General features: G+C 68.6%; 23 protein-coding genes. 16 read left to right on the forward strand and 7 right to left on the reverse strand.

Going from position 1 to position 26,634, the window contains the following annotated elements:
- Positions 1 to 14: 14 nt before the first annotated feature.
- Positions 15 to 941, reverse strand: a complete 927-nt coding sequence (locus ACFFRH_RS39575; protein WP_344743753.1) for a hypothetical protein — start codon at positions 939 to 941, stop codon at positions 15 to 17.
- A 725-nt stretch (positions 942 to 1,666) separates the two neighbouring features.
- Here ACFFRH_RS39575 and ACFFRH_RS39580 point away from each other — a divergent pair.
- Positions 1,667 to 2,785, forward strand: coding sequence for a trypsin-like serine peptidase (locus ACFFRH_RS39580; protein ID WP_386162732.1), 1,119 nt, complete (start codon positions 1,667 to 1,669; stop codon positions 2,783 to 2,785).
- A 289-nt stretch (positions 2,786 to 3,074) separates the two neighbouring features.
- Here ACFFRH_RS39580 and ACFFRH_RS39585 read toward each other — a convergent pair whose 3' ends face one another.
- The gene (locus ACFFRH_RS39585) at positions 3,075 to 3,587 is read right to left on the reverse strand and encodes an SSI family serine proteinase inhibitor (RefSeq protein WP_344743755.1); all 513 of its coding nucleotides are present in this window, start codon (positions 3,585 to 3,587) and stop codon (positions 3,075 to 3,077) included.
- 471 nt (positions 3,588 to 4,058) lie between these two features.
- Here ACFFRH_RS39585 and ACFFRH_RS39590 point away from each other — a divergent pair, with 471 nt between their 5' ends.
- From ACFFRH_RS39590 to ACFFRH_RS39610, 5 genes are all read left to right on the forward strand, one after another.
- The gene (locus ACFFRH_RS39590) at positions 4,059 to 5,618 is read left to right on the forward strand and encodes a trypsin-like serine peptidase (protein WP_344743756.1); all 1,560 of its coding nucleotides are present in this window, start codon (positions 4,059 to 4,061) and stop codon (positions 5,616 to 5,618) included.
- 212 nt (positions 5,619 to 5,830) lie between these two features.
- Complete coding sequence (locus ACFFRH_RS39595; RefSeq protein ID WP_344743757.1) at positions 5,831 to 7,021, forward strand: trypsin-like serine peptidase; 1,191 nt, start codon at positions 5,831 to 5,833, stop codon at positions 7,019 to 7,021.
- 133 nt (positions 7,022 to 7,154) lie between these two features.
- Positions 7,155 to 8,315, forward strand: a complete 1,161-nt coding sequence (locus tag ACFFRH_RS39600; RefSeq protein ID WP_386162735.1) for a trypsin-like serine peptidase — start codon at positions 7,155 to 7,157, stop codon at positions 8,313 to 8,315.
- Between the two features lie 462 nt (positions 8,316 to 8,777).
- Positions 8,778 to 10,310 carry a trypsin-like serine peptidase gene (locus tag ACFFRH_RS39605; RefSeq protein WP_386162737.1) on the forward strand — a complete coding sequence of 511 codons (1,533 nt, stop codon included), beginning with the start codon at positions 8,778 to 8,780 and terminating at the stop codon, positions 10,308 to 10,310.
- Between the two features lie 788 nt (positions 10,311 to 11,098).
- Positions 11,099 to 12,631 (forward strand): trypsin-like serine peptidase, encoded by a 1,533-nt coding sequence (locus ACFFRH_RS39610; RefSeq protein ID WP_386162740.1) that lies wholly within the window; start codon positions 11,099 to 11,101, stop codon positions 12,629 to 12,631.
- 172 nt (positions 12,632 to 12,803) lie between these two features.
- Here the strand turns inward: ACFFRH_RS39610 and ACFFRH_RS39615 are convergent, their stop codons facing one another.
- Positions 12,804 to 14,162 carry an NsdA family TPR-like regulatory protein gene (locus tag ACFFRH_RS39615; RefSeq protein ID WP_386162743.1) on the reverse strand — a complete coding sequence of 453 codons (1,359 nt, stop codon included), beginning with the start codon at positions 14,160 to 14,162 and terminating at the stop codon, positions 12,804 to 12,806.
- A gap of 332 nt (positions 14,163 to 14,494) precedes the next feature.
- Complete coding sequence (locus ACFFRH_RS39620; protein ID WP_386162746.1) at positions 14,495 to 15,697, reverse strand: NAD(P)-dependent malic enzyme; 1,203 nt, start codon at positions 15,695 to 15,697, stop codon at positions 14,495 to 14,497.
- 269 nt (positions 15,698 to 15,966) lie between these two features.
- Here ACFFRH_RS39620 and ACFFRH_RS39625 point away from each other — a divergent pair, with 269 nt between their 5' ends.
- The gene (locus ACFFRH_RS39625) at positions 15,967 to 16,497 is read left to right on the forward strand and encodes a CGNR zinc finger domain-containing protein (protein WP_329085569.1); all 531 of its coding nucleotides are present in this window, start codon (positions 15,967 to 15,969) and stop codon (positions 16,495 to 16,497) included.
- Positions 16,498 to 16,585: 88 nt separating this feature from the next.
- Here the strand turns inward: ACFFRH_RS39625 and sodX are convergent, their stop codons facing one another.
- Positions 16,586 to 16,888, reverse strand: coding sequence for a nickel-type superoxide dismutase maturation protease (gene sodX, locus ACFFRH_RS39630; RefSeq protein WP_386162749.1), 303 nt, complete (start codon positions 16,886 to 16,888; stop codon positions 16,586 to 16,588).
- Positions 16,889 to 16,978: 90 nt separating this feature from the next.
- Between sodX and sodN the strand changes: the two genes are divergently transcribed.
- The 3 genes from sodN (at position 16,979) to ACFFRH_RS39645 (ending at position 18,945) form a co-directional block, all read left to right on the forward strand.
- A complete protein-coding gene (gene sodN, locus ACFFRH_RS39635; protein WP_386162752.1) occupies positions 16,979 to 17,380 on the forward strand; it encodes a superoxide dismutase, Ni in 402 nt (133 codons plus the stop codon).
- Between the two features lie 342 nt (positions 17,381 to 17,722).
- The gene (locus ACFFRH_RS39640; RefSeq protein ID WP_030924831.1) at positions 17,723 to 18,148 is read left to right on the forward strand and encodes an ATP-binding protein; all 426 of its coding nucleotides are present in this window, start codon (positions 17,723 to 17,725) and stop codon (positions 18,146 to 18,148) included.
- Positions 18,145 to 18,945: an RNA polymerase sigma factor SigF gene (locus ACFFRH_RS39645; RefSeq protein ID WP_344749384.1), complete on the forward strand. Its 801-nt coding sequence runs from the start codon at positions 18,145 to 18,147 to the stop codon at positions 18,943 to 18,945. The genes ACFFRH_RS39640 and ACFFRH_RS39645 overlap by 4 nt, the downstream gene beginning before the upstream one ends.
- On the opposite strand, the gene ACFFRH_RS39650 is transcribed toward ACFFRH_RS39645, so the two are convergent.
- Positions 18,942 to 19,337 (reverse strand): hypothetical protein, encoded by a 396-nt coding sequence (locus ACFFRH_RS39650; RefSeq protein ID WP_344749382.1) that lies wholly within the window; start codon positions 19,335 to 19,337, stop codon positions 18,942 to 18,944. The two genes, ACFFRH_RS39645 and ACFFRH_RS39650, sit on opposite strands and share 4 nt — an antisense overlap.
- 89 nt (positions 19,338 to 19,426) lie before the next feature.
- Here ACFFRH_RS39650 and ACFFRH_RS39655 point away from each other — a divergent pair, with 89 nt between their 5' ends.
- Entirely contained in the window at positions 19,427 to 20,386 is a 960-nt protein-coding gene (locus ACFFRH_RS39655) for a diacylglycerol/lipid kinase family protein (RefSeq protein WP_344749381.1), read from the forward strand.
- Positions 20,387 to 20,665: 279 nt separating this feature from the next.
- Positions 20,666 to 20,920, forward strand: coding sequence for a WhiB family transcriptional regulator (locus ACFFRH_RS39660; protein ID WP_344749380.1), 255 nt, complete (start codon positions 20,666 to 20,668; stop codon positions 20,918 to 20,920).
- Between the two features lie 142 nt (positions 20,921 to 21,062).
- Here ACFFRH_RS39660 and ACFFRH_RS39665 read toward each other — a convergent pair whose 3' ends face one another.
- A complete protein-coding gene (locus tag ACFFRH_RS39665; RefSeq protein ID WP_344749379.1) occupies positions 21,063 to 22,526 on the reverse strand; it encodes a sensor histidine kinase in 1,464 nt (487 codons plus the stop codon).
- 68 nt (positions 22,527 to 22,594) lie between these two features.
- Between ACFFRH_RS39665 and ACFFRH_RS39670 the strand changes: the two genes are divergently transcribed.
- From ACFFRH_RS39670 to bioB, 4 genes are all read left to right on the forward strand, one after another.
- A complete protein-coding gene (locus ACFFRH_RS39670) occupies positions 22,595 to 23,755 on the forward strand; it encodes an 8-amino-7-oxononanoate synthase (RefSeq protein WP_344749378.1) in 1,161 nt (386 codons plus the stop codon).
- Positions 23,752 to 24,471, forward strand: a complete 720-nt coding sequence (locus ACFFRH_RS39675) for a GntR family transcriptional regulator (protein ID WP_344749376.1) — start codon at positions 23,752 to 23,754, stop codon at positions 24,469 to 24,471. The genes ACFFRH_RS39670 and ACFFRH_RS39675 overlap by 4 nt, the downstream gene beginning before the upstream one ends.
- A 167-nt stretch (positions 24,472 to 24,638) precedes the next feature.
- A complete protein-coding gene (gene bioD / locus ACFFRH_RS39680) occupies positions 24,639 to 25,361 on the forward strand; it encodes a dethiobiotin synthase (RefSeq protein ID WP_344749375.1) in 723 nt (240 codons plus the stop codon).
- A gap of 38 nt (positions 25,362 to 25,399) precedes the next feature.
- Positions 25,400 to 26,395, forward strand: a complete 996-nt coding sequence (gene bioB, locus ACFFRH_RS39685; RefSeq protein WP_344749374.1) for a biotin synthase BioB — start codon at positions 25,400 to 25,402, stop codon at positions 26,393 to 26,395.
- Positions 26,396 to 26,634: the final 239 nt, after the last annotated feature.

A 26,634-nucleotide genomic window follows, 5' to 3' on the forward strand; every position in this document is an offset into this window, starting at 1 on the left:
CGCACGAGCAGCCGTTACGCCGTCGTCCGCCTGACGGTTATGCCCGCCATGGTCCGCTCGACGTGTCCTCGCTCCCCCGACGCCGCGACGTACACGCCGTCCTGGCAGGTCTCCGCGGAGAAGCGGCGCCGCTGCTCGATGACGGAGAGCTCGATCGACGCGACGTCGCAGCCCGGCACCGGGGCCAGCACCAGCAGCGTCTCCCTGGCCCCGCCGAACCACAGCTGCGGCCCCAGCGGCTCACCGTCGAGGATCTCCCCCCGCGTGGCCAGCCGCACCGGCGACGTGGCGTCGAGCACGAGGTAGCCGCCCTTGGTCACCTTGCCCCGCAGGTTACGAGCCCAGAGCATGCGCTGCTCGAAGGGCATGCCGTCCTTGAGATCGCGCAGCGCCACGAACCACGGGTCGAACGCGAACAGCAGCACCTCACCCTCGGCCGGGCTCATCGGATGCCAGAGGGTGACCCGCTTGGTCAGCCGCCTGATCATCGGCTGTCCCCGGGAGACCCCAGCCGGGCCGCCCGACGGCACGGTCAGCTGACGGTACGGGCCGGTGTCGCCGTCGAGCCGGCCCGACATCGCGGGCCGGACCCCCAGCTTGGCCAGGCCCAGCTCCGCCGGGTAGCTCACCTCCGCCGCCGAGCCGTCGGGGAAGACCACGTCGAGGATCTCCCTGCCGCCCTTCTGTCGGAACCTCGGGTGGAGCACGTTCGGGGCGTCCTGCGCGACGGTTCCCGCCCGCGTGGGCACCGGCGGCGGGAACGACGGCGCGACCGCGTCCGGCCGCTCCCGGCCCGTCAGGTTCCAGGCCACGAGCGCGACCAGCGCGGCGACGCCGATCCAGAGCCACGGCCCGTTCCGGGACCTCGCCTCGATGATGTCGTGCTGACCACCGGCCACGTCTTCGGCCGCCTCCTGCAGAAGGTACGGTTCCCGGCCCATCTTCGGGGTCCGGTGGTCTCGGTGCCCGCGTCAGTACCGTCACGAATCAGAATCGATGCCCCGCCCCGGGGAGAGGGCACCGCCACACCGCGGCGTCCGTGTCCCGCGGCCCGGTACCCGTGTTCCAAGGCCCGGTGCCCATGTCCCGAGGCCCATGTCCCGAGGTCCGCGCTCCGGTGCCCGGGTCGCAAGGTCCCGGGCCCGGTGCCGGGGCGTGAGGTCCCGGCTTCGACAGCCGGGGCGTGAGGTCCGCACCCCGGTGCCCTGTGGCGCTCCGGTGTCCGTGTTCCGCGGGTCGCGTCGCGGGAGCCGTGGTGCGACACCCGTTTCCCGGGGCCGTTGTTCCAATATTCACCTCACCTCTCCGATAACCCATGACGACCCCGCCGGAAATGACCATGGGACACCGCGGTACAGCATTGAGAACGTCATCTCACCCAGCGGTCCAAAGATGGCGGAGTTACTCGAGAAACCCTCGGCAATCGCTGTTACCAGTGATGACGGCGATGCACATGCGATCGCCCCACAACTACGATGAGCTGCGGAAATACTTATTCGTTAAGCTATAACAAATAGCTATTTAAATAACAGGACAGCATCGGATGGAACCGTCCCAGACTTTTTCCCGTCAATTCCTGCCCGCCGCTCGATCCAGTCAGTAACGTTCCGATCGTTTTCCCGGCGAGGAGAAGTCCCGTCTCCGCGCTGAGAACGAAAGGAGCTTCATGAATTCCCGAGCACGGCGCCTCACGATCCCCCTCACCGGCGTTCTCATGATCGCCGGAGTGATCGGCGCCACCACCACCGGCGCCGACGCCGGTACGGCCCCCAAGGACGTGGTCAGTTCCCAGGCCTCGGAGACGGCCACCCAGGCCACCTCCTTCTGGTCGCCCGAGCGGATGCGCAAGGCCACGGACGCCACCGGCGACCTCGACCTGAGCGTCAAGGGCGGCAAGGCCTCCGGCGCGGCGGGCCCCGACGGCCCCGGCGGGTCGGTCCCGCCGATCGGCGCGGAAGGCGCCAAGTCCTCCAAGAGCAAGCAGGTGAACCTGCCCAACACCGTCGGGCGCGTCTTCTTCACCCTGCCCGGCGCCAACCCGGCGGACCCGAAGAGCTGGAAGTACTGCTCCGGCAGTTCGGTCCAGGGCAAGTACCGCAACGTGGTCGCCACCTCCGCGCACTGCGTCTACGACGTGAAGACCAACCAGTTCTACGACAACTGGATCTTCATCCCGTCCTACTGGGACGGCGACCAGGCGTGGGACGGCAAGAACCCCTACGGCATCTACGCGGCCAAGTGGTTCAACGCGCACGACGACTTCGTCGTGAAGGAGGACTACGACTACGACTACGCCTTCGTCAACGTCCACTCCGGGTTCAAGGTGAACTGGGAGAAGGACAAGGACAACAAGTGGAATCCGGTCATCAAGACCGTCGGCCGTCTCGGCGACAACGTCGGCGGCCAGGGCTTCGCCTGGAACCAGAAGGTCAAGAACGCGGTCTTCTCCTTCGGCTACCCGGCCGGCCTGCACCCCGACGGCGACAAGCCCTACTCCGGCCGCACGATGAAGTGGTGCTACGGCAAGACCGGCGCCATGCCGGCCGCGCCGAAGTACAACGTCCAGGAGCACATCGGCTTCAAGTGCGCCTTCACCGCGGGCGCGAGCGGCGGCCCCTGGATCTACAAGTACAAGAGCTCCAGCCGGACCGGCTACCTGGTCGGCGTCAACAGCATCGCCTGGGACACCGACAAGAACGACCGGTACGACAAGATCTCCTCGCCGTACTTCAACAGCGACACCTACAAGGTCTACAAGGCCGCGGCCAACCGCTGGACCAGCTGACCAGTACGACCGGCTGACCGTAAGGCCATTCGGCCGGCCGGAGTGAACGAGCAGGGCCCGGTCCCAGGACCGGGCCCTTCCTCGGAAGAGGGGCGCGGCCACGAACCTGACCGCTCCCGGAAGACACGACGACCGCTCCCGGAAAGCGCGACAGCCGCGAACCGACCGCTCCCGGAAGGCACGACGGCCACGAACCCGACCGCTCCCGGAAGGCACGACGGCCACGAACCCGGCCGCTCCCGGAAGGCACGACGGCCACGAACCCGGCCGCTCCCGGAAAGCCGTGGCTCTACGAACCCGGCCGCCGAATCGTTCCGGGAAACGTTCCGAGCGACGGTCCGGGAGGGGTCTCCACCCTGTCAGGAGCGTTCCACTCGGCTCCCGGCCTCCGGGAGTCGCCCCCCAGGGCGAAGACCCCGCCGGTGGCGGCCCGCAGCGCGCAGGGACTGCCATAGGTGCGTTCGAACCGGATGAAACGGCTGTTCCAGATCCCGCTGGCGGTCACCGTGACCGGGTCGTACTGCAGTGTGCACGCCACGCCCGTCCTCGGCCTGAGCCTGGCGGGATCGCCCCGCACCTCGGCCAGCGCCTCGCAGGCACGGACCGCGTCGGGGTGGGTGCCGCCGGGCCGGTCGCACAGCAGCAGGGCGTGACCCGCCACGGGCAGGGGCTTCTCCCCACGCGCGAGGCTCAGCACGAGCGCTTTGGCGTTGCGCGGGGGCCTGGCGCGGGGAACCGGCTCGACCGGCCGGGGCATGACGTGGGCGGGCTCGCCCGGATGGAGCGGGAGCGGCCTCGTCACCTGCGGTCCCGCGTCACCGGAGCGGGGGTGCGGCCTCGCCTCCTGCCACCCCGGGCCGGGATCGCGAGGCGGCGTCGCGGACGCCACGGCCGTACCTGAAAGACCTGAGAGCTGGAAGAGGCCGACAACGGCCAGACAGAGAAGGCGCCGCATGAGATCCCCCGATGAGGTGTGACACGGATGCCGGCTCAGCCTGCCCTCGGCCGCTCTCGCGGGACACCGAGAAGTCTTGGTGTTTCCGCAGTTCATACGGTCACATGACCCGTGCGGGACTTCCCGATCAAGTTCAGGCAGATCAGACGGTGCCTGGAGGTTCCCGGTTCCCCTGATTTGATAACAAAAATATAACGGTCCGATGGCTTGCCCGATTTATAGCTTTTTAACCCATCTTTGCCGAGTACGGTCACCTCTTGTCTCTTTACGCATGCGTGGGTTGCGTCCCGAGTGACCCATGACAAAGAAGGAGCTCCATTGAACTCCCGAGCCAAGCGCCTCGTCCTCCCTCTCGGTGGCGCTCTCGCCGCCGCCACGATGATCGGCGCCTCCCTCCCCACCACCGCCCAGGCGAGCACGGCCGATCCCGACATCAAGTCGTCGGCGCTCACCCCCTCCGGTAACGCGAAGGCCATCGCGGGCTACTGGACCTCCTCGAAGCTGAAGTCGGCGACGACCTACCTCGCCGACTCCACCGTTTCCGCCAAGCTGAACAAGACCGGCGCCGCCAAGGCCGCCGCCGACGGCAAGCCCGGCGTCGTCGCCCCGACCGGCGAGGAGGGCAAGACCGCCGGCAAGTCGCGGAACGTGAACCTCCCGATCACCGTCGGCAAGGTCTTCTTCGTCGACGACAAGGGCCAGGAGCGTTGGTGCTCCGGCACCTCCGTGCAGTCGAAGTACCACAACCTGGTCGCCACCGCCGGCCACTGTGTCTACGACACCGACACGAACAAGCCGTTCGGCAACTTCGTGTTCATCCCCGGCTACTACCAGGGCAAGGCTCCCTGGGGCATCTACGTCGGCGCCAAGGTCAACACCCACGACGACTTCACGGTCTACGAGGACTACGACTACGACTACGCCTTCGTCAACGTCTACAACGGCATCAAGCAGCAGCCCGAGAAGGAGGTCGACTACAAGACCTTCAAGGCGCACATGGACAAGGGCGGGGTCGGCCGCGAGTCCGCCACCACGGTCGACTTCGAGACCTACGACAAGTGGACCCAGAAGGGCGGCCTGGGCAAGGTCGAGAACGTCTCCTCCGCGGACGAGGTCGGCCCCCAGTACAAGGGCGCCCTCGCCGTCGCGGCCGAGACCGACAAGTGGACCTGGGAGAAGGTCACCGGCGAGGTCTACGGCCTGAAGGACGACAAGGTCACGCTCAAGGGCCAGACCCTGCCGCAGGCCGACTGGCCCAAGGCCGGTTCCAAGGTCGAGACCCGTGTCGAGAACGTCACCAAGACCGAGTACGACGCCTACAAGGGTCTCGGCTACCGGAAGATCGACGCTCAGGGCAACTACACCATCACGTACTACTTCGTGGTGAAGTACATCAAGAAGACCGCGTCCGTGAAGTACGTGATCTTCCGCCACTACATCTCGACGGTGGCCGACGCCGGCCGCCTCGGCGACAACGTCGGCGGCCAGGGCTTCAGCTGGAACCAGAAGCTGGGCAAGAAGGTCTTCACCTTCGGCTACCCGACCTCGGCCCACCTCGACGGCGACAAGCCGTACTCCGGTCACACGCAGAAGTGGTGCTACGGCACGACCGGCGCCGCGCCCGTCGTGTCGGCCTACAAGGCCGAGGAGCACCAGGCGATCAAGTGCGCCTTCACCCCGGGCGCCAGTGGCGGTCCCTTCCTGCTGCAGTACAAGAACAGCAAGCGGACCGGCTACCTCAACGGTGTCGTGAGCCTGACGATCGACAGCGACGGCAACAAGCGCTACGACCGCGTCACCACCCCGTACTTCAACGGTGACACGTACGGCATCTACAAGCACGCCGCCAACCTCTGGACCGGGAAGCTCCCCGCCTAGACACGGGCTTCGTGAACGCGGAAGGGCCCGGCGCGCACCGGGCCCTTTCCGTCCTTCACGGGGTGCTTATACACCCTCAGCCACACTGATCAGATAACAGAGTATGAGCGGATCGGTCCAACGAACTGCCCAAAAGTAAGTTGATCTGGAAAAATCATCCCTTGCGCCTCTGGTAGCTCCCCGAACGCCACGATTCCCCGAAAGGAACCCCCATGTCCTCCCGCGCTCGGCGGATCACGGCCGCACTCGGCGGGCTGGTCGCCGCCTGTGTGACCATGACCTCCGTGTTCGCCGGGAGTGCCGCGGCCACGCCGCTGGGCGGGGTGCCCAACGGGATCACCTCGATCACCCTGACCAAGAGCAGCGCCGACATGCGGCGGATCGCGGAGTACTGGAGCCCGGCGAGGCTCAAGCAGGCGATGGACAACGTGCCCGCCTCGCCCGGGATGAAGAACGACGGCCCTCCCGCCTCGGCGTCACCCACCTCGACGACCACCCCGGGAGGCGCGACGGCCACGGCGGCGTCCGCCACCGGGGAGTCCACCGCGACGGCCGTGACCGCGGAGACCGGCACGACCACCGGCGGGAAGGCTTCCACCGCGCCGGTCGTCAGGCCGACCCTGCCGAAGAAGCGGGCCCCGTCCTCCGGCAGTTCGCCGGTGACCGTGGGCAAGGTGTTCTTCCGGATCGGCGCCAAGGACTACTGGTGCTCCGCCTCCTCCGTGGCCGCGACCAACCGCAACCTGGTCGCCACGGCCGGGCACTGCGCCTACGACGCCAAGACGGGCAGCCAGGCCGAATACTGGATCTTCATCCCCGGCTACGACAAGGGCAACACCCCGTACGGCATCTACATCGGCCACTCGCTCAACCTGCACGAGGACTTCGTCGGCAGGGGTGACTACGACTACGACTACGCGTTCGTCACCGTGCACGACGGCTTCAGGTGGAAGGCCGGCAAGACGTCCGGCAGCTACGAGATGGAGAGCGTCGGAAGCCTGGAGGACAACGTCGGCGGGCAGGGCCTGGCGACCAACCGCGGCGCCGGCCTGGCCTCCCTCGCCTTCGGCTACCCCGCGGGCCCGCACCCCGACGGCAGCAGGCCCTACGACGGCCAGCAGCTGAAGTCGTGCCGCGGGCTCACCATCAGGGTGAAGGCCCCCACCCGTCTGGTCGAGCAGGGCGTCGCCCTGGCCTGCACGTTCACCAACGGCGCGAGTGGCGGCCCCTGGCTGATCTTCTACGACAACAAACACGCCGTCGGCTATCTCAACGGCGTCAACAGCTTCGCCTGGGACGTCAACACCGACCGCAAGTACGACAGGATCTCCTCCCCGTACTTCATCGCGTCGACCTACGCCGTCTATCACTGGGCCGCGACCCAGCAGGCGCCCCGATCATAACGCCACCTTAAGAGATCCTTAAGAGACCCTTAGATGAGGTTTGCTCCCTCGCTCCCTGCGTAGGTTCGTAGCTTGTCGTCCCGCAGTTCCCGGACATCCGGGAACGTTGCAGCGCAAGCAAGGAGCTTTTGTTGTGAAGCACTCTCTTCTCCCCCTCGGTGGCGCCGCAGCAGCCACCGCTCTGCTCGCCACCACCCTGACCGGAACGGCGCAGGCCGCCCCGGACTGGGCGACCGACCCGATGGCCAGGAACAACTCCTCCGCGGTCTCGGTCATCGACTTCTGGGCGGCGTCGAACTTCGCCGCCCTCAAGAGGGCGACGGTCTACAACCCCGACCCCGGCGGCCCGAAGATGAAGGTCGGCGGCGGTTTCTCCCCCGACGGCAGGCCCGGCACCGTCGGCCCGACCGGCTCGGAGAAGCCCACCCCCTCACTCGCCAAGAACGTCAACCTGCCCAAGACCATCGGCAAGGTGTTCTTCGTCGTGAACGGCCAGTACCGCTGGTGCTCGGCCACCTCGATCCAGGGCAAGTACCGCAACCTGGTCGCCACGGCCGGGCACTGCGTCTACGACCCGGGCAGCAACAGCGACACCCTCGACAAGTGGGTCTTCGTCCCCGGCTACTACCAGGGCAAGACCCCGTGGGGCATCTACGTCGGCAAGTCGGCGTGGACGCACTACGACTTCGCCAACTACGAGGACTACGACAAGGACTACGCCTTCGTCACGGTCTACAACGGCGTCGCCTTCAACGGGGTCAAGCAGGTCACCAAGAGCGAGTACAACGGGTTCAGCGGGCCCAAGTGGTCGCGTGGCTCGCACTACTACATCCTGCTCTCCAAGGACGTCGGCCGTCTGGGCGACAACGTCGGCGGCCAGGGCTTCACCTGGAACCAGAAGACCGGCAAGACCGTCTACGTCTTCGGTTACCCCGCGGCCCCGCACCCCGACGGCGACAGGCCCTACAGCGGCGTGACGCCCAAGTACGTGTACGGCAAGACGTCGGGCAAGGAGTACGTCTCGGCGGCCGAGAAGGTCGAGGAGCACGTCGGCCTCAAGGGCGCCTTCACCCCGGGCGCCGACGGCGGCCCGTGGATCTCGCAGTACAGCAGCTCCAGGCGGCTCGGCTACGTCAACGGCGTCACCAGCCTCTTCGGTGACCAGGACCAGAACGACCGCTACGACCTGATCACCTCGCCGTACTTCGACGGCGAGACCGCCGAGATCTACCGCAAGGCCGCCGGCGTGTGGTCCGGCAGGATCGTCGGCCCGAACGGCGAGCTCTACAAGTAGTTCGCGGGCCCCCGGGGGGCCTTCCACCTTCGGATCACAGCGGGACCCGGCGCGTAGCGCCGGGTCCCGCACCCGTTTCCGGAGGCGGGGAGACCTGGCACGGGGGCGACTTTCGCCGCGAATTGTCGCGTTAGACGTGGCCGCACCGGAATCGGTGCCATCGATTCGATGTGATCTGCGTCACATGGACGCCGCAACCCATCGTTACCGTCCGGTTACCGGAGAATCGTCGGTCTCATCCCTGGATCACGCCCATCTGGGGAAATGATCCACTCTTCCCTCATAGACCACACCGGCACCAGGAGTGTCTAAACATCACGAAACGGTCTCAGCCCCGCGAGGCCGTTCATTCGCCCTCAAAGCGGCTTCCGGTGTTCAAGATCCACGCTGTATGTTTCTGGCATTCCCTTTACTGACGCATGGGACGCAAGAAGCGTTCCACATCAGACCAAGGAGTTCCCCTTGAAGCGCATCCTCCTCCCCGCCGGTGGCGCCGTTCTGGCCACCGGTCTGCTCGCCGCCGGCCTGGCCGGTACCGCCAACGCCGTTCCGGACTGGGCCTACGACACCATGGCCAAGGACGCCCCGGCCGCGGTCGACGTCGCCGAGTTCTGGCTCGCGGCCAACGGCGCCACGAACAACCTGGCCAAGGCCACTCCCTACACCTGGGAGACCAAGGCCACGCCGAAGCTGAACGCGGGCGGTGGCTACACCCCCGACGGCAAGCCCGGCATCGTCGCCCCCATCGGCGAAGAGAAGAAGACCGCGGCGAAGGTCAAGAACATCAACCTGCCGAAGACCATCGGCAAGGTGTTCTTCGTCGACGAGAAGAGCCAGCTGAAGTGGTGCTCCGCCACCTCGATCCAGTCCAAGTACCGCAACCTGGTCGCCACGGCCGGTCACTGCGTCTACGACGACAAGGCTGACGCCAGCGTCATGGACAACTGGGTCTTCGTCCCCGGCTACTACCAGGGCAAGACCCCGTGGGGCATCTACGTCGGCAAGACCGCCTACACCCACTACGACTTCGCCAACTACGAGGACTACGACCGCGACTACGCGTTCGTGACCGTTTACAACGGTGTCCAGATCGGTGGCGGCACCGGCAAGGCCGTGTCCAAGGTCGACTACGACAAGTTCGTTGGTCCCAAGTTCGTCAAGACCAGCGAGATCACGAAGGCCCAGTACGAGGAGTGCAAGGACTTCAACGGGAAGGAGACCTCCGACTGCTACGCCAAGGAGGAGTCCTCCCAGGTCCTGGTCGGCCCGGACTGGAAGGAGACCATTGACGGCAAGGAGTACAAGGCCGTCAAGGTTCAGGACGAGGTCACCAAGGCTCAGTACGAGGCCGCCCCCAGCGGTGTCGGCCAGGGCTACAAGGACTACACCGTCACTGAGCACGTCACCAAGGCCCAGTACGACGCCTACACCGGTGCGGGCTACCGCAAGATCGACGAGCACGGCAACTACACCATCACCCACTACTACCTCGAGAAGTGGGTGAAGGAGTCCAAGACGACGAAGTACCTCAAGGACACCTTCGTCATCGTCGAGGGCTTCATCAAGGACACCGGCAAGCTCGGTGACAACGTCGGTGGCCAGGGCTTCACCTGGAACCAGAAGCCGCAGCAGACGGTGTTCGTGTTCGGCTACCCGGCCGACGCGCACCCCGACGGCAACAAGGCCTACACCGGCGTCACGCCGAAGTGGACCTACGGCAAGACCACCGGCAAGTCCTTCGTGCAGGCGGCGACCAAGGTCGAGGAGCACATCGGCCTGAAGAGCTCCTTCACCCCCGGCGCCGACGGTGGCCCCTGGCTCGCCAAGTACAGCAACGCCAAGCGTCTGGGCTACGTCAACGGTGTCACCAGCCTCTTCGGTGACCAGGACAGCAACGGCCGCTACGACCTCATCACCACGCCGTACTTCGACGGCGAGACCGCGGCCATCTACACCAAGGCTGCGAACGTGTGGTCGGGCTCGATCGTCAAGTAGTAGTAGCTCCCTGACGATCACCCGAGTCTGAGCGTCCAAACCTCGGACTCACCCAGATGTACAGCATCACCAGCTCCACCCGAAGGGGCCCGGCACACGCCGGGCCCCTTCGGCCGTTTTCCTCATCTGTCACGGTGACCGCACATCGCGCGGAAGACGATCGGCCACAGGAACGCGGAAGGGCCCGGCAACAGCCGGGCCCTTCCGCGTTCCTGTGCCGCGCCACCCGTTCCGTCCGGCCGGCTCACGCGCCAGGAGCTGATCGCTCTCCGCCCCGGCGCGCCACATCGCTCTGTCGGGTGAAACGGAGCCCTCCGGCCAAGACACACCGCCTGGGGCGCCACGGCGCCACAGCGAAAGGATCAAGCCCGCGAGAGAGGCTCGGGGCGATCTCCGGCAGCCGCATCGCACGGCTCCGACGCCCTCACGCGCCTCGAACTCCGACTTGCCGGGTCTTTAGACGTGGCGTCCGCCGAAACGGTGCCATCAAGTTCGTGTGATCTGCGTCACATATGATCGGTAACTCCATGTAGCGGTCCACTCACACCACATTAGTCACTTTCACAACAACCTTACGCCCATCTGCGTAAACGCGGCACCCAATCCTCAACGGCAACAACCACTCCGACGGTCCCCAAACATCACAGAATCGCATCAAGCCGATCATGGACGGCTTTGATCCTCAAAGCGGCTTCCGGTGTTCAAGATCCACGCTGTATGTTTCTGGCATTCCCTTTACTGACGCATGGGACGCAAGAAGCGTTCCACATCAGACCAAGGAGTTCCCCTTGAAGCGCATCCTCCTCCCCGCCGGTGGCGCCGTTCTGGCCACCGGTCTGCTCGCCGCCGGCCTGGCCGGTACCGCCAACGCCGTTCCGGACTGGGCCTACGACACCATGGCCAAGGACGCCCCGGCCGCGGTCGACGTCGCCGAGTTCTGGCTCGCGGCCAACGGCGCCACGAACAACCTGGCCAAGGCCACTCCCTACACCTGGGAGACCAAGGCCACGCCGAAGCTGAACGCGGGCGGTGGCTACACCCCCGACGGCAAGCCCGGCATCGTCGCCCCCATCGGCGAAGAGAAGAAGACCGCGGCGAAGGTCAAGAACATCAACCTGCCGAAGACCATCGGCAAGGTGTTCTTCGTCGACGAGAAGAGCCAGCTGAAGTGGTGCTCCGCCACCTCGATCCAGTCCAAGTACCGCAACCTGGTCGCCACGGCCGGTCACTGCGTCTACGACGACAAGGCTGACGCCAGCGTCATGGACAACTGGGTCTTCGTCCCCGGCTACTACCAGGGCAAGACCCCGTGGGGCATCTACGTCGGCAAGACCGCCTACACCCACTACGACTTCGCCAACTACGAGGACTACGACCGCGACTACGCGTTCGTGACCGTTTACAACGGTGTCCAGATCGGTGGCGGCACCGGCAAGGCCGTGTCCAAGGTCGACTACGACAAGTTCGTTGGTCCCAAGTTCGTCAAGACCAGCGAGATCACGAAGGCCCAGTACGAGGAGTGCAAGGACTTCAACGGGAAGGAGACCTCCGACTGCTACGCCAAGGAGGAGTCCTCCCAGGTCCTGGTCGGCCCGGACTGGAAGGAGACCATTGACGGCAAGGAGTACAAGGCCGTCAAGGTTCAGGACGAGGTCACCAAGGCTCAGTACGAGGCCGCCCCCAGCGGTGTCGGCCAGGGCTACAAGGACTACACCGTCACTGAGCACGTCACCAAGGCCCAGTACGACGCCTACACCGGTGCGGGCTACCGCAAGATCGACGAGCACGGCAACTACACCATCACCCACTACTACCTCGAGAAGTGGGTGAAGGAGTCCAAGACGACGAAGTACCTCAAGGACACCTTCGTCATCGTCGAGGGCTTCATCAAGGACACCGGCAAGCTCGGTGACAACGTCGGTGGCCAGGGCTTCACCTGGAACCAGAAGCCGCAGCAGACGGTGTTCGTGTTCGGCTACCCGGCCGACGCGCACCCCGACGGCAACAAGGCCTACACCGGCGTCACGCCGAAGTGGACCTACGGCAAGACCACCGGCAAGTCCTTCGTGCAGGCGGCGACCAAGGTCGAGGAGCACATCGGCCTGAAGAGCTCCTTCACCCCCGGCGCCGACGGTGGCCCCTGGCTCGCCAAGTACAGCAACGCCAAGCGTCTGGGCTACGTCAACGGTGTCACCAGCCTCTTCGGTGACCAGGACAGCAACGGCCGCTACGACCTCATCACCACGCCGTACTTCGACGGCGAGACCGCGGCCATCTACACCAAGGCCGCCGCGGTGTGGTCGGGCTCGATCGTCAAGTAGTAGTAGCTCCCTGACGATCACCCGAGTCTGAGCGTCCAAACCTCGGACTCACAGCACCACCAAGCTTCACCAGCTCCACCCGAAGGGGCCCGGCACACGCCGGGCCCCTTCGGCCGTTCCCCACCGGAAACGGTTCCCACGGGACTCCTCCGGCGAGACCTCCCCCGGCCGCTCAGGCGGGGTTGAGCTCCCCGACCCGCTCGTTCAGCTCCACCACCGGCCGCTCGGCCGCGTGGGGATCCAGCCGCCGTCGCAGATCGGCGACGTACGACCGGGTCCTGGCCGACTCCAGGCCCTTCGCCAGCTCCAGCGCCTCCACCGCGACGGAGCAGGCCTCCTCCAGCTCCCCCGAGGCGAGCAGCCCGGCCGAGAGCAGCGACAGGTTGAACATCCGCCCGCGCACGTAGCGTCCGTCCATCTCCAGCGAGCGCCTGGCGTGCCGTACCGTCCCCGGCCCGTCGCCCAGGTCGCGGAAGCAGTGCGCGAACTTCGCCGACAGGTAAGCCTCGTCGAAGTAGGAGATCCAGTCGGGCTCGTGACCGGCCCGGCGCCGGTCGAAGGAGAGCTCGGCCTCGTGCAGGGAGCTCGCGCAGGCCGCGCGGTCGTCCAGCGCCGCGTGCGCGTGGGCCTCCAGCACGTGCGTCTCGGCCAGCAGGGCGAAGACCCCGGCCCGGCGGGCGGAGAGCTGGGCGGCCCTCGCCAGGTCGAGCGCGTGGGCGGGTTGTCCTATATATATGGCCTGGTGGCTCATCCCGGCGAGGATCTCGCCGCCGAGCCCGTGGTCACCCGCCCCGCGTGCCAGGCGCAGCGCCTGGATCAGGTAGCGCTGGGCCAGGCCGTGCTGCTCCAGGTCGTAGGCCATCCACCCGGCCAGCCGGGTCAGCTCGGCGGCGGCCGACGCCAGCGCCTTGCCGGTGTTCTCCGCGTACGAGCCTTCGGCGAGCAACGGCCCGACCGCCGTGTCCAGATATTTCACGACAGCGGGACGGACCCTCCCCCCGCCGAACCTGTTGTCCAGCTCGCCGAAGGACCGGGTGACCTCCTGGATCGCCGCGATGTCGTCCATGCCGACGCGCCGGGGACCCCGCCCCTCGGGGCGGCCCTCCAGCGGAAGGGTCAGCCAGCGCACCGCTCCGGCGGACCCGGCCCCGATCGCGAAGGTGGAGTCGAGCAAGAATCTTCGTCTCTCCACGTCCCCGCGCCACAGTGCTGTCACGGTCGTGATTCCCTCCTGCCACGTGTGGTTGAACTCCTGCCCGAGGTCGAGAGGCGTCAGGACGGCCGGCAGGCCGAGATCCTCGGGACTCACGGCCCTGCCGAGCCGGAGCGCGAAGATCTCGGCGAGCAGCCCGGTGACCGGGTCTCTCGGCCGCTGGCCCGCGATCCAGCGCAGCACGGAACTGTGGTCGTATCTCAGACCGGGCAGGCCGCGAGCCGCGCCGAGATCGTTGAGCCGGCGGGCCAGACCCTTGTGGGTGAAGCCCGCCTCCGCGATGAGCCTCTGGAGTAGTCGGTTGGGCTCGCGTTCCATAGCTCCCCTCACCGCGAGAACCGTCTGCGTGCCGGCGGCGCGCCAGATCCGGCCGTGCGCGTGTCGCTGCCTGATGCGCACCTTACGCACATAGGTAACTGAGAGCTCTTTTTATAGCACGATCCGTGACGAATATCGGGGTTTCCGGAAAGCGCGGACGCCCCTCGCCGGTCGGGCGAGGGGCGTCCGTGGTCACATGCCTGGTGGGCACGGGATGAGTATGGGGGTGGGGGCGGGAGCACGACCGCGCTTCCGGCCGTACGGCGAAGTCACCGGCGGGGGTACCGGCCGGCCCGCCCGGGACCGGGGAAGCCCGTCGGTCCGGAGGCGGGCTAGAGGCGGGCGACCCCGTCGGCGCGCGCCTGCGCGGAGACGGCGGCGACGACCGCGGGGGCGACGCGCTCGTCGAACGGGCTGGGGATCACGCAGTCGGCCGACAGGTCGTCGTCCCCGACCACCGCGGCCAGCGCCTCGGCCGCGGCGACCTTCATGTTCTCGGTGATCGTGGTGGCGCGGACGTCGAGCGCCCCGCGGAAGACGCCGGGGAAGGCGAGCACGTTGTTGATCTGGTTGGGGAAGTCGGAGCGGCCGGTCGCGACCACGTGCGCGTACTTGCGCGCGACCTCCGGGCGCACCTCGGGCGTCGGGTTGGACAGCGCGAAGACGATCGAGCCCGCGGCCATCGACGCGATGGCCTGCTCGGAGACCGTCGAGCCCGACAGCCCGACGAACACGTCGGCCCCCGCCAGCGCCTGCTCGGTGGAGCCGCGCAGGCCCGCCCTGTTGCTGTCGCGCGCCAGGGCCTCCTTCACCGGGTTGAGCCCGTCGCGGCCCTCGTGGATGAGGCCCTTGGAGTCGGCCACCGCGATGTCGCCGATGCCCGCGTTGAGCAGGATCCGGCTGACCGCGATCCCGGAGGCCCCGGCGCCGGCGACCACGACGCGCAGCTCTCCCAGCGAGCGGCCGGTCAGCCGCGCGGCGTTCTTCAGGGCGGCCAGCGTGACGATCGCGGTGCCGTGCTGGTCGTCGTGGAAGACGGGGATGTCGAGGAGCTCGCGGAGGCGCGCCTCGATCTCGAAGCAGCGGGGCGCGCTGATGTCCTCGAGATTGATCCCCCCGAAGGAGGGGGCGAGCCGGACGACCGTCTCGACCAGCGCGTCCACGTTGGTGCAGTCGAGGCAGATGGGCACCGCGTCGACGTTGGCGAACTGCTTGAACAGCAGGGCCTTGCCCTCCATGACCGGCATGGCGGCGGCGGGCCCGATGTCTCCGAGGCCGAGCACGGCGGTGCCGTCGGAGACGACGGCGACCACGTTGGAGATCCAGGTGTAGTCCTTGGCCAGCTCGGGCTCCTCTGCGATCGCGCTGCAGACCCTGGCCACCCCCGGCGTGTAGGCGAGTGCCAGGTCGTCGGCGTCGCGGACCGGGACGGTGGAGCGGACCTCCAGCTTGCCCCCGCGGTGCAGGGCGAAGGCCGGATCGAGATCGAGGGTTTCGAGAGCCTCTAGGGAGATGGAGGATGACGTGACAGCCACAGCGACCCCTGTAGTTCAGTCAGACAGACGGATGTTTCCTTCGGAAGCGACCGGAGGAAGCGTGTCCCGGGCTTCGGTAGCCGCTCGGGACCTGCCTGCTGAACACGGTCGCCTGGAGGGGTACGGGGGTCACCCGTTGCTCGATTGTGCCACATGTTGAGACTGCCCCCACGGAGGGAAGTCGTTCACTTTCGCCGTCCCGGTGTTAACCTCACCGCATCGTGTAATACTCAAAATCCATGCCGCCTCTTACATCGACGGATCGCCAGATGGACCTGACCTCCTACGCGGAGCTGGCCGTACTACTGATCAACAGCCCCGACCGGCTCACCGGTCTCGAAGGGCTGCGCCTGCTCCTGGAAGAGGGCGGCCGCTACCGGCCCGGCTGCCGCATCACCAGGAGCGACCTGGAGGCCCTGCGCGACCTGCGTGAGGAGCTGATGATCGTGTTCGAGACCGCCGAGGCGGGCGACGAGGAGGCGGTGGTCGACCGGCTCAACTCGCTGCTCATCCACCACCCGGTCCAGCCGCAGATCTCCGGTCACGACGGCGAGCGCTGGCACCTGCACCTCACCGAGGGCGGCCGGATGGCCGACCAGTACGCCGTGGGCGCGGTGATGGGACTCGCCACCATGATCACCGATCTCGGCGTCGACCGGCTCGGCCTCTGCCAGGCGCCGCCCTGCCGCAGGGCCTACCTCGACACCTCCTCCAACCGGTCGCGCCGCTACTGCTCGGAGCGGTGCGCCAGCCGGGCCAACGTCGCCGCCTACCGGGCCCGCCAGAAGGTCGGCCAGTAGGCGGTCGTCCAAACGGGAGGCCCCCGGCAGGCCGCGCCGGGCCCGCCGGGCCCGCCGGAAGGTCGTCCGGTAAACCTTCGGCCAAGCGCTACCGGGCCCGCCAGAAGCCCGGCCAGTAGCGCAGCACCACCCGGCCGACGATCGACGACGGCGGCAGCGCGCCGAAGTCCCAGCTGTCGCGCCGGCCGGAGGCGCGCTGGTTGTCGCTCTCCAGCCACCAGCCGCCGTCCGCCTCCCACGCGGCGCGCTTGACGATGAGCACGGCGGGATCGGACGGCAGCCGGGCGACGACCAGGTCACCGGGCCGCACGGCCGCGCCGCGCCGTACCCAGAGCCAGTCGCCCGGCCGCAGCGCGGGCAGCATCGACTCACCTGCGACACGGACTCTCATCGAGCGTAACCCCCTCCCGCACGGGCATTCGGGGACGAGTAAGGTCGTTAACCGGACCATTCTGAACCCGGCATCAAGGAAGGATTTCCGATGCTCGCACGACTTATGCGCCCCAAGCACGTCGCCTCGGCGCACTGCGACCTGCCCTGCGGTGTGTACGACCCGGCCCAGGCCCGTATCGAGGCCGAGTCCGTCAAGGCCATCATGGAGAAGTACGCCGGAAACGAGGACCCGGTGTTCCGCGCCCGCGCGCTCACCATCAAGGAGGAGCGGGCCGAGCTGGTCAAGCACCACCTGTGGGTGCTGTGGACCGACTACTTCAAGCCCCCGCACCTGGAGACCTACCCGCAGCTGCACCAGCTGTTCTGGGAGGCCACCAAGCTCGCGGGCGCGGCCGGCGGCAAGGGCACGGTCGACGTCGGCAAGGCCGACGAGCTCCTCGGCAAGATCGACGACATCTCCAAGATCTTCTGGGAGACCAAGGCCGCCTAAAACCCTCACAACGATCTCGTGATGGGGCACCGGTAGTCCGGATCAAGGAAACGTCCCCGGGACACTCCCTTGATCCGGATCGGGGCCCGCGACGACGCGCCGCCGCCGGCACGTCGTCCGGGCCGCGACGCCTCGATCTCGCCTGGTGGGCCGGACCTCGGCGCGCCGACGGCGGCCAGCGCGGGCCGGGCCGGGCGCGCCGGAGCCGCCACAGGTACAGTGCCCCTTTTGCGTATCTTCAGGGGTTCTTGACGGTGGCAAATCGCCTCGATCGCGAGTCCAAGCGGGCCAACTACCGTCTCAGGGCTGTAGGTTGCAGTCAGCGACTCTGCGAGGAGGAACGTGACCGAACACACCGAGGCGCCCGCGGTCGGCATGGGCGGGATCCGTGACGTGGTGAGCGTCCGGCTGCCGGCGACGAGTGCCTATCTGTCCGTGCTGCGTACGGCGACAGCCGCGCTTGCCGTACGGCTGGACTTCACGCTGGACGAGATCGAGGATCTTCGGATCGCGGTCGACGAGGCGTGTGCGATGTTACTGACCCAGGCCGTTCCCGGCACCGATCTGACTGCCGAGTTCGAGCTCACCGGGCAGCTGATGAAAGTGCGGGTCGAGGTCAGCACGGTCGGAAGCACCCCTCCGAAACGCGACGACTTCGCGTGGATGGTGCTCACCGCCCTGGCTGACGATGTGGATGCCGTAACCGACTCCCCCGACCGTATGGCGATCGTCCTCCGCAAGCGCCGAGGCGCGGCGAGGCCGGCGTGACGGAAAGGACTCGTGCCATGGCCGCCAGCGACCACGCGGTGCCCGACCGGGTGCGTGCGCGCCTGCTCTTCGCGGAACTGGTGGAGTTGACCCCCGACGACCCGCGGCGTCAGCGCATTCGCGACGAGCTCGTCGAGCTCCACCTCCCCCTCGTCGAATACCTCGCCCGCCGGTTCCGCAACCGGGGCGAGTGGCTGGACGACCTCACCCAGGTCGCGACCATCGGGCTGATCAAGTCGATCGACCGCTTCGATCTCGGCCGCGGGGTGGAGTTCTCCACCTACGCGACCCCGACGATCGTGGGCGAGATCAAACGCCACTTCCGCGACAAGGGCTGGGCGGTCCGCGTGCCGCGCCGCCTGCAGGAGCTCAAGCTCTCGCTCACCAAGGCGATCAGCGAGCTCTCCCAGCGGGAGGGGCGCGCGCCGACCGTGGCCGAGCTGGCCGCGTTCCTGAAGATGAGCGAGGAGGAGGTGCTCGAGGGGCTGGAGTCGGCCAACGCCTACTCCACGGTCTCCCTCGACGCGCCCGACTCCGGTGACGACGACGCGCCGGCGGTCGCCGACTCCCTCGGGATCGTGGACGACTCCCTGGAGGGCGTCGAATACCGCGAGTCGCTCAAACCCCTGCTGGAGCGGCTGCCTCCGCGGGAGAAGCGGATCCTGCTGCTGCGTTTCTTCGGCAACATGACGCAGTCCCAGATCGCCACCGAGCTCGGCATCTCGCAGATGCACGTGTCCCGGTTGCTCGCCAGGACCCTCGCCCAGCTCCGCGAGGGTCTCACCGTCGACGACTAGCCGGAGGGCCGGTCCTGGTCCCCGTAGAGGGCGTGCGTCGTCGGCGGGGACAGCAGCGTGACCAGTCCGACCCCCGCGAGGGTGATCAGCGAGAAGCCGATCACCCGCTGGTCGGACTGGATCAACGTGACCGAGACCGGGATGGCGAAGATCTGGGTCAGCACGCCCGGGCTCCGCGCCCATCGCTCCGACCGGATCATTCCCCAGCCGACCCAGAGCAGGCCGGCCCCGACGATGATCCCGAACGCGGCGACGGCGATCGAGCTCATCAGGTCCGACGGCCGGCCGATCACCGTCTCCACACCGGCGTAGCCGCCGAGGAGCAGGGCGGTCGCGCCTTCCAGAGCCATGACGGCGGCGGCGACGGTGAGGGTCATCGGGCGGTTCGACACGCGGCCAACCCTATCGCCGGATACGGTCGCCCCCCTCTTCGCCGCCTCTTCGCCGCGTCCGCCCGGTTTCCGGCGGATACGCTGAGGTCATGCGCGCGATGCTCCTGGTGAATCCGAAGGCGACGACGACCAACCAGCGAACCAGGGACGTTCTCATCAGGGCGCTGAGCGCGACGATGAACCTCACCGTCGAGGAGACGGAGTACCGGGGGCACGCGACGCAGCTCTCCCGCAAGGCGCACGCCTCCGGCTACGACGCGGTGGCCGTGCTGGGCGGCGACGGCACCATCAACGAGGCGGTGAACGGGCTGCTCGACCCGGTGGACGGCAAGGCGGGCGACGAGGGCAGCTCGGCCGACCGGCCCGCCCTGCTCGCGATCCCCGGCGGCAGCGCGAACGTCTTCGCGAGGGCCCTGGGCCTGCCGAACGACCCGGTCGAGGCGATGGGGGCGATCCTGGAGGCGATCCGCGACGGCCGCAGGCGGACCGTCGGGCTCGGCCAGGCGATCTGGGAGGACCACAGTAGGTATTTCACGTTCTGTAGCGGCCTGGGGTACGACGCCGAGGTGATCAGGGCGGTCGAGGGGATGCGCGGCACCGGCCGCAAGGCGACACCCACCCGCTATGTGAACACCGCGTTACACCACTATCTGTCGACCGACAAGCGCCACCCGCCGATGACAGTCGAGGGTCCGGACGTACCACGGACGGGCGGCATCTTCATGGCCGTCGTCTCCAACACCTCCCCGTGGTCGTTCATCGGCCCGCGGCCGGTCTCCCCGACCCCGTGGGCGAGCTTCGAGACCGGGCTCGACCTGCTGGGCCTGCAGCGCCTCGGCCTGCCCTCCATGCTCCAGCTGATGCCTCAGATCATCGGTGCCCGCGACACCCTGCCGACGGGCCGCCACCTGGTGCAGCTGCACGACGAGAAGGAGTTCACCCTGAGTTCCCGGCGCCCGGTGGCGTTCCAGCTGGACGGCGACTATCTGGGGGAGGTCGAGCGGATAACGTTCCGCTCTATCCCCGACGCGTTACAGGTCTTGGTCTAACCGGTTACGTGCGGCCTGTGTGACGCATCCGACATCCATTTCGGGTAAAACGTTCTCCCAAACCTCTTGCGTGTACTAAGCGTGGCTGACAATCTCAAGATGACGTCGGAACGTAGGACCTTTGAGCGGCCACCTCGCTCCCAGGCCACCGACGATCAAGCGGACAGGCCCCCGACCCGAACCACGGACCGGGGAACCGTTCGCGCTGGTTAGTGAAACTCTTCACAAAGTGAGCCGCTGGAGCCGACGCAAGGGCTCCTCATACGAAGGAGTGGACGCATGGACTGGCGCCACAGAGCTGCCTGCCGTGACGTGGACCCCGAGCTGTTCTTCCCGATCGGCAACACCGGCCCCGCCCTGATGCAGATCGAGGAAGCAAAGCAGGTCTGCAACACGTGCAGCATCAGTGAGGCGTGTCTGAAGTGGGCGCTGGAATCCGGGCAGGACGCCGGTGTCTGGGGCGGCCTGAGCGAGGACGAGCGACGCGCTCTCAAGCGCCGCACGGCCCGTGCCCGCACCCGCACGGGCGTCTGACCCGACCGCCACACCCGGACATCGCGGTGAGAAGGCTCCTTCCCGGGCCACTCGCCTCCCGGCCTCCCGGTTCCCTCTCGGGCCGGGCGACGGGCACGCCCCGCGCGAGGGCGTGACCTGACGCCGTTCCCCCTCCCCCCGCTCAGATCGCGGGGAGGGGAATGCTCAGGCTCACCTCGGTCCCGCCGCCCTGGCGCGGCTCGATGGCGAGCCGCCCGGACAGCTCGCCCACCACCAGGGTCCTGACGATCTGCAGGCCGAGGCTGGTGGTCTGGTCGAGATCGAAGTCCTCGGGCAGCCCGCTGCCGTCATCGGACACGATCACGTCCAGCCTCTCGGCCCCCCGTGACACGATCACCTGCAGCCTGCCCTGGCGCTGCGCCAGCCCGTGCTGGACCGCGTTCTGCAGCAGCTCGGTGAGGACCATCGCCAGCGGCGTCGCGACCTCCGAGCGCAACACCCCGAACGTCCCGACCCGCAGCGGCACCACCTGCGTCTCCGGGGCCGCGACCTCCCCCGTCATCGCGATCACCCGGTCGGCGATGTCGTCGAAGTCGACCTGCTCCTCGGGCGTGTGGGAGAGCGTCTCGTGCACGATCGCGATCGACCCGACCCTGCGCACCGCCTCCTCCAGCGCCTCCCTGCCCTCCGGCAGCTGCATCCGCCTGGCCTGGAGCCGCAGCAGCGCGGCCACCGTCTGCAGGTTGTTCTTCACCCGGTGGTGGATCTCCTTGATGGTGGCGTCCTTGGTCATCAGCTCCCGCTCGCGGCGCCGCAGCTCGGTCACGTCCCTGATGAGCACCAGCGCGCCGATCCTCCCGCCGCCCACCACCAGCGGGATCGCCCGCAGCTGCACGACCGTGCCGCCCGACTCCACCTCCGTCTCCCTGGGCTCCCGCCCGCTCGCGACGAGCATCAGGTTCTCGTTGATCGGCTCGTCGGAGTAGCAGAGCGTCGCGGTCGTACGGCCCAGCTCCGCCCCGACCAGGTCGGCGTTGAGGCCCAGCCGCCGGTAGGCCGAGAGCGCGTTCGGCGAGGCGTAGGTGACGCGGCCCGCCCGGTCGAGCCGGAGCAGGCCGTCGCCCACCCTCGGCGAGCGGACCAGGATCGGCTCGGCGCCGGAGAACGGGAAGCGGCCCTCGGCCACCATCTGGGCCAGGTCGGAGGCGCTCTGCAGGTAGGTCAGCTCCAGCCTGGAGGGGGTGCGCGCGGAGGACAGGTTCGTCGAGCGCTGGATGACGCCGAGGAAGTGGTCGGCCCGCCGTACCGGGATGGTCTCCTCGCGGACCGGCACCCCGCTCGACCAGTCCGGGTCGCCCTCGCGGCAGATGCGCCGCTCGTTCCAGGCGGTCTCCAGGAGCGGTCGCTCCCCCTTGGCCGCCGTCATCCCCACGATGTCGTCGTGGTAGACCGTCGGCCCCGTGGTGGGTCTCATCTGCGCGATCGCGATCCAGCCCGAGCCCTCCTTCAGCGGGATCCACAGGATCAGGTCCGCGAAGGAGAGGTCGGCGAGGAGCTGCCAGTCGGACACCAGCGAGTGCATCCACTCCAGGTCCGCATCGTCGAGCGCGGTGTGACGAACCGCCAGGTCGCTTAGAGTCGGCACCCGTGCATCATGCGTTCTTTGCAGGCCCGAACGCGAATCGGGTGAGTCCGGCTGGAAAGATGCCGCCTATGGAGGAGACCCCCGATCCGCTGGCCCGGTTCCGCACGGCGGCGGCCACGAGGGAGGCGGCAGGACTGCGGCGGGTCCTGCGCGCCCGCACGCCCGACGACGACGGGCTGATCGACCTGGCCTCCAACGACTACCTCGGCCTGGCCAGGGACGAGCGGCTGGTCGAGGCGGCCGTGGCGGCCACGCGCGACTGGGGGACCGGCTCCACGGGCTCCCGCCTGGTCACGGGTTCCACGGCCCTCCACGAGCGCCTGGAGACGCGCCTGCGTGCCTTCTGCGGAGCGGAGGGCGCCCTGGTGTTCTCCTCCGGCTACCTGGCCAACCTGGCCGCCGTCGCGGCCCTGGGCAGGGGCGCCCTGGTGATCTCGGACGCGGGCAACCACGCGTCGATCGTGGACGCCTGCCGGCTGTCGCGCTCGCGGGTCGTGGTCACCCCGCACGGGGACGTGGCGGCCGTGGAGAAGGCGCTGGCCGGCCGGGAGGAGGAGCACGCGATCGTGGTCACCGACGCGGTCTTCTCCGTGGACGGCGACCTGGCCCCGCTCGCGGGGCTGCACGCGGCGACGGCGCGGCGGGGCGCGCTGCTGGTCGTCGACGAGGCCCACTCGATCGGGGTGATCGGCGCCCGCGGGCAGGGCGCGGCGCACGCCGCCGGGCTCGCCGCCGAACCGGACGTTGTGAGAACGATCACACTGTCCAAGTCCCTGGGATCGCAGGGCGGGGCCGTGCTGGGCGCGCCCGAGGTGATCCAGACCCTTGTCGACACGGGACGCTCGTTCATCTTCGACACCGGACTGGCTCCGGGCAGCGTTGCGGCGGCACTCGCCGCCGTCGATATCCTTCACCATCAGCCCGAACTGCCCGGACGCGTGCGAACCAGGGCGAGGGAGCTGGCCGCGATGGCCCGCGATCTCGGCCTGGAGACCGGCGATCCGGCGGGTGCGGTCGTCCCCATCGTGCTCGGCCCGCCCGAGGCCGCGCTTCGGGCCGCTCTCGTCTGCGCGGAACACGGGGTGCGCGCCGGATGCTTCCGGCCGCCCTCGGTGCCGGTCGGCCGCTCTTGCCTGCGGTTGACGGCACGGGCCAATCTGAGTTCCGATGATCTAGCGGTGATCCGGGGTGCGCTCACCGCCGTGGCCGAGATGAAGGTGACCATGTGAGCGACGACTCCCCGAGGATCCCGAAGTACTACGACGTCAAACGCAGCCTGCTCACCCTCACCAAGAGCCTGCCCGCGGGCAGCGCGCTGCCTCCGGAACGAGCCCTCGCGGTCCGCTTCGAGACGTCGCGCACGACCGTGCGCCAGGCCCTGTCCGAACTAGTGGTCGAGGGCCGCCTGGTACGCATCCAGGGCAAGGGGACGTTCGTCGCGCAACCCAAGGTCGCCCAGGTCCTCCAGCTCACCTCCTACACCGGGAACCTGAGGACCGCCGGCCTCGAACCCGACACCAAGATCCTCGACACCAGTTACGTCACCGCCGACGAGCCGCTCGCCCGCCGCCTGGCCATCAACGCCGGTGGCCGCGTGCTGCGCATCCACCGGCTGCGCCTGGCCAACGGCGAGCCGATGTCGATCGACACCACCCACCTGTCGGCCCGGCGCTTCCCCCGCCTCAGGCGGGAGCTCGAGGTGCACTCCTCGCTGTACGAGACGCTCTACAACGCCTACAGCGTGCGGCTGACCGACGCCGAGGAGATCATCGAGACCGTGCTGGCCACCCCGTACGACGCGCAGGTGCTCGGCGTCGACGTCGGCCTGCCGATGCTCCTGCTCACCCGGCACGCCTTCGACGCGGACGGCAACCCGGTCGAGTGGGCCCAGTCCCTGTACCGGGGAGACCGCTACAAGTTCGTCACCCGCCTGCACCGTCCCTGACCCGCCCCCCGCCGCCGGCGCACCCCCTGACCGGCGCCCCGCACGCCGTCGGCGCACCTCCTGACCGGCGCGCCACGCCCCCGCGTGCCGCCCCGACCCGCGTACGACGGCGCCGGGTCGTCCCGGGGCACGCGCCCGCGCGGTCCCGCCCGCCTAAGGTGAGACGGGTGAGCATTCTCGTGGTCACCGGGACCGACACCGGGGTGGGAAAGACGGTCGTCACCGCGGCGGTGGCCGCGCTCGCCAGGGAGCGGGATTCCTCGGTGGCGGTGGTGAAGCCCGCGCAGACCGGGGTGTCCGGGACCGGGCCGGGCGACGTGGACGACGTCATCCGGCTGTCCGGGGTACGGACGACCTTCGAGCTGGCCAGGTATCCCGCCGCGCTGTCCCCGGCCGCGGCGGCACGTCTGTCCGGCCTGCCACCGGTCTCCGTCACGCGGGCGGCGGCCCGGATCAGGGAGCTGGCCGACTCCCACCGGCTGGTGATCGTCGAGGGGGCGGGCGGGCTCCTCGTCCGCTTCGACGAGGAGGGGGCGACCCTGGCCGACCTCGCCCGGGCGCTCTCGGCCCAGGTGCTCCTGGTGACCAGGGCCGGGCTGGGCACGCTCAACCACACCGCGCTGACGCTGGAGGCGATGGCCCACCGGGGGCTGGAGCCCGCCGGAGTGGTGATCGGCTCCTGGCCGGCCGACCCCGGCCTCGCCGAGCGGAGCAACGTGGCGGACCTGGAGATGCTGGCCGCCCGGCCGCTGGCGGGCGCCCTCCCGGAGGGCGCCGGGTCGCTGGAGCGCGACGCCTTCGCCCGCGTGGCCCGCGCGGGGCTGGGCCCGGCACTGGGCGGCGGCTTCGACCCCGCCGCCTTCCGCGCCACCCTTAGGCTTTCCCCGTAGCCGAAGCCGCGGCCCCTCTCCACTTCCGGAGGTAGCAGATGAGCGACATCCTCGAGACAGCCCGGACGCAGGTGCTGGAGGAGGGCCGCGGTCTCGACGCGGCGCAGGCGCTGCGCTGCCTGGAGCTGCCCGACGACCGCCTCGCCGAGCTGCTCGCCCTCGCCCACGAGGTGCGCATGAAGTGGTGCGGCCCGGAGGTGGAGGTCGAGGGGATCGTCTCCCTCAAGACCGGCGGCTGCCCGGAGGACTGCCACTTCTGCTCGCAGTCGGGACAGTTCTCCTCCCCGGTCCGCGCCGTCTGGCTGGACATCCCCTCGCTGGTCGAGGCCGCCAGGGAGACCGCGGCGACGGGAGCCACCGAGTTCTGCATCGTGGCCGCCGTGCGGGGCCCCGATCGGCGGCTGATGGACCAGGTCCGCCAGGGTGTGAAGGCGATCCGCGAGGCGGTCGACATCAACGTCGCGTGCTCGCTGGGCATGCTCACCCAGGAGCAGGTGGACGAGCTCGCCGGGATGGGCGTGCACCGCTACAACCACAACCTGGAGACCGCGAGGTCGCACTTCGGGAAGGTCGTCACCACCCACACCTGGGAGGAGCGCTGGGACACCTGCCTGATGGTGCGCGAGGCCGGGATGGAGCTGTGCTGCGGCGGCATCGTGGGCATGGGCGAGACGCGGGAGCAGCGTGCCGAGTTCGCCGGGCAGCTCGGCGAGCTGGCGCCCGACGAGGTTCCGCTGAACTTCCTCAACCCCCGTCCCGGCACCCCGTTCGCGTCCTTCCCGCTGCTGGAGGGGACGGAGGCGCTGCGGACGATCGCCACCTTCAGGCTCGCGCTGCCCCGCACGATCCTGCGCTACGCCGGTGGCCGCGAGCTCACCCTGGGCGACCTGGGCACCCGTGACGGCATGCTCGGCGGCATCAACGCGATCATCGTGGGCAACTATCTGACCACCCTGGGCCGTACGGCCGAGGCCGACCTCGGCCTGCTGGCGGACCTCAGGATGCCCATCAAGGCGCTCTCCGACACCCTCTGAGGCCCGCTGCGAAGGCTCCTCGCGGGAGAGCACGGAGAGAGACGCGGGGAGGCGCGGGGGGCCTCGCGAGCCGACGGCCACCCCGGCGGGTTTCCCGCCGCACCGCCATACCTGACTCCGTACGGCCCGCCAGGGCTCGCCACCAGGTGTTGGGCGGCCTATTTCCGGATAGACGCGACATGCGCCGGCCGCATTAGGCGAAGGGAACTGGGCAGGGAGAACAATCCCTGTCCGGCTAA

Origin of the sequence: Streptosporangium vulgare, assembly GCF_042428775.1 — a bacterium.
GTDB classification, from domain to species: domain Bacteria; phylum Actinomycetota; class Actinomycetes; order Streptosporangiales; family Streptosporangiaceae; genus Streptosporangium; species Streptosporangium vulgare.

What these genes read in the sequence shown, in the direction of transcription:
- ACFFRH_RS39575 (WP_344743753.1), bottom strand. Translation starts at nt 941, where the DNA reads ATGGGCCGGGAACCGTACCTTCTGCAGGAGGCGGCCGAAGACGTGGCC.
- ACFFRH_RS39580 (WP_386162732.1), top strand. Translation starts at nt 1,667, where the DNA reads ATGAATTCCCGAGCACGGCGCCTCACGATCCCCCTCACCGGCGTTCTC.
- ACFFRH_RS39595 (WP_344743757.1), top strand. Translation starts at nt 5,831, where the DNA reads ATGTCCTCCCGCGCTCGGCGGATCACGGCCGCACTCGGCGGGCTGGTC.
- ACFFRH_RS39615 (WP_386162743.1), bottom strand. Translation starts at nt 14,162, where the DNA reads ATGGAACGCGAGCCCAACCGACTACTCCAGAGGCTCATCGCGGAGGCG.
- ACFFRH_RS39625 (WP_329085569.1), top strand. Translation starts at nt 15,967, where the DNA reads ATGGACCTGACCTCCTACGCGGAGCTGGCCGTACTACTGATCAACAGC.
- sodX (WP_386162749.1), bottom strand. Translation starts at nt 16,888, where the DNA reads ATGAGAGTCCGTGTCGCAGGTGAGTCGATGCTGCCCGCGCTGCGGCCG.
- sodN (WP_386162752.1), top strand. Translation starts at nt 16,979, where the DNA reads ATGCTCGCACGACTTATGCGCCCCAAGCACGTCGCCTCGGCGCACTGC.
- ACFFRH_RS39655 (WP_344749381.1), top strand. Translation starts at nt 19,427, where the DNA reads ATGCGCGCGATGCTCCTGGTGAATCCGAAGGCGACGACGACCAACCAG.
- ACFFRH_RS39660 (WP_344749380.1), top strand. Translation starts at nt 20,666, where the DNA reads ATGGACTGGCGCCACAGAGCTGCCTGCCGTGACGTGGACCCCGAGCTG.
- ACFFRH_RS39670 (WP_344749378.1), top strand. Translation starts at nt 22,595, where the DNA reads ATGGAGGAGACCCCCGATCCGCTGGCCCGGTTCCGCACGGCGGCGGCC.
- bioB (WP_344749374.1), top strand. Translation starts at nt 25,400, where the DNA reads ATGAGCGACATCCTCGAGACAGCCCGGACGCAGGTGCTGGAGGAGGGC.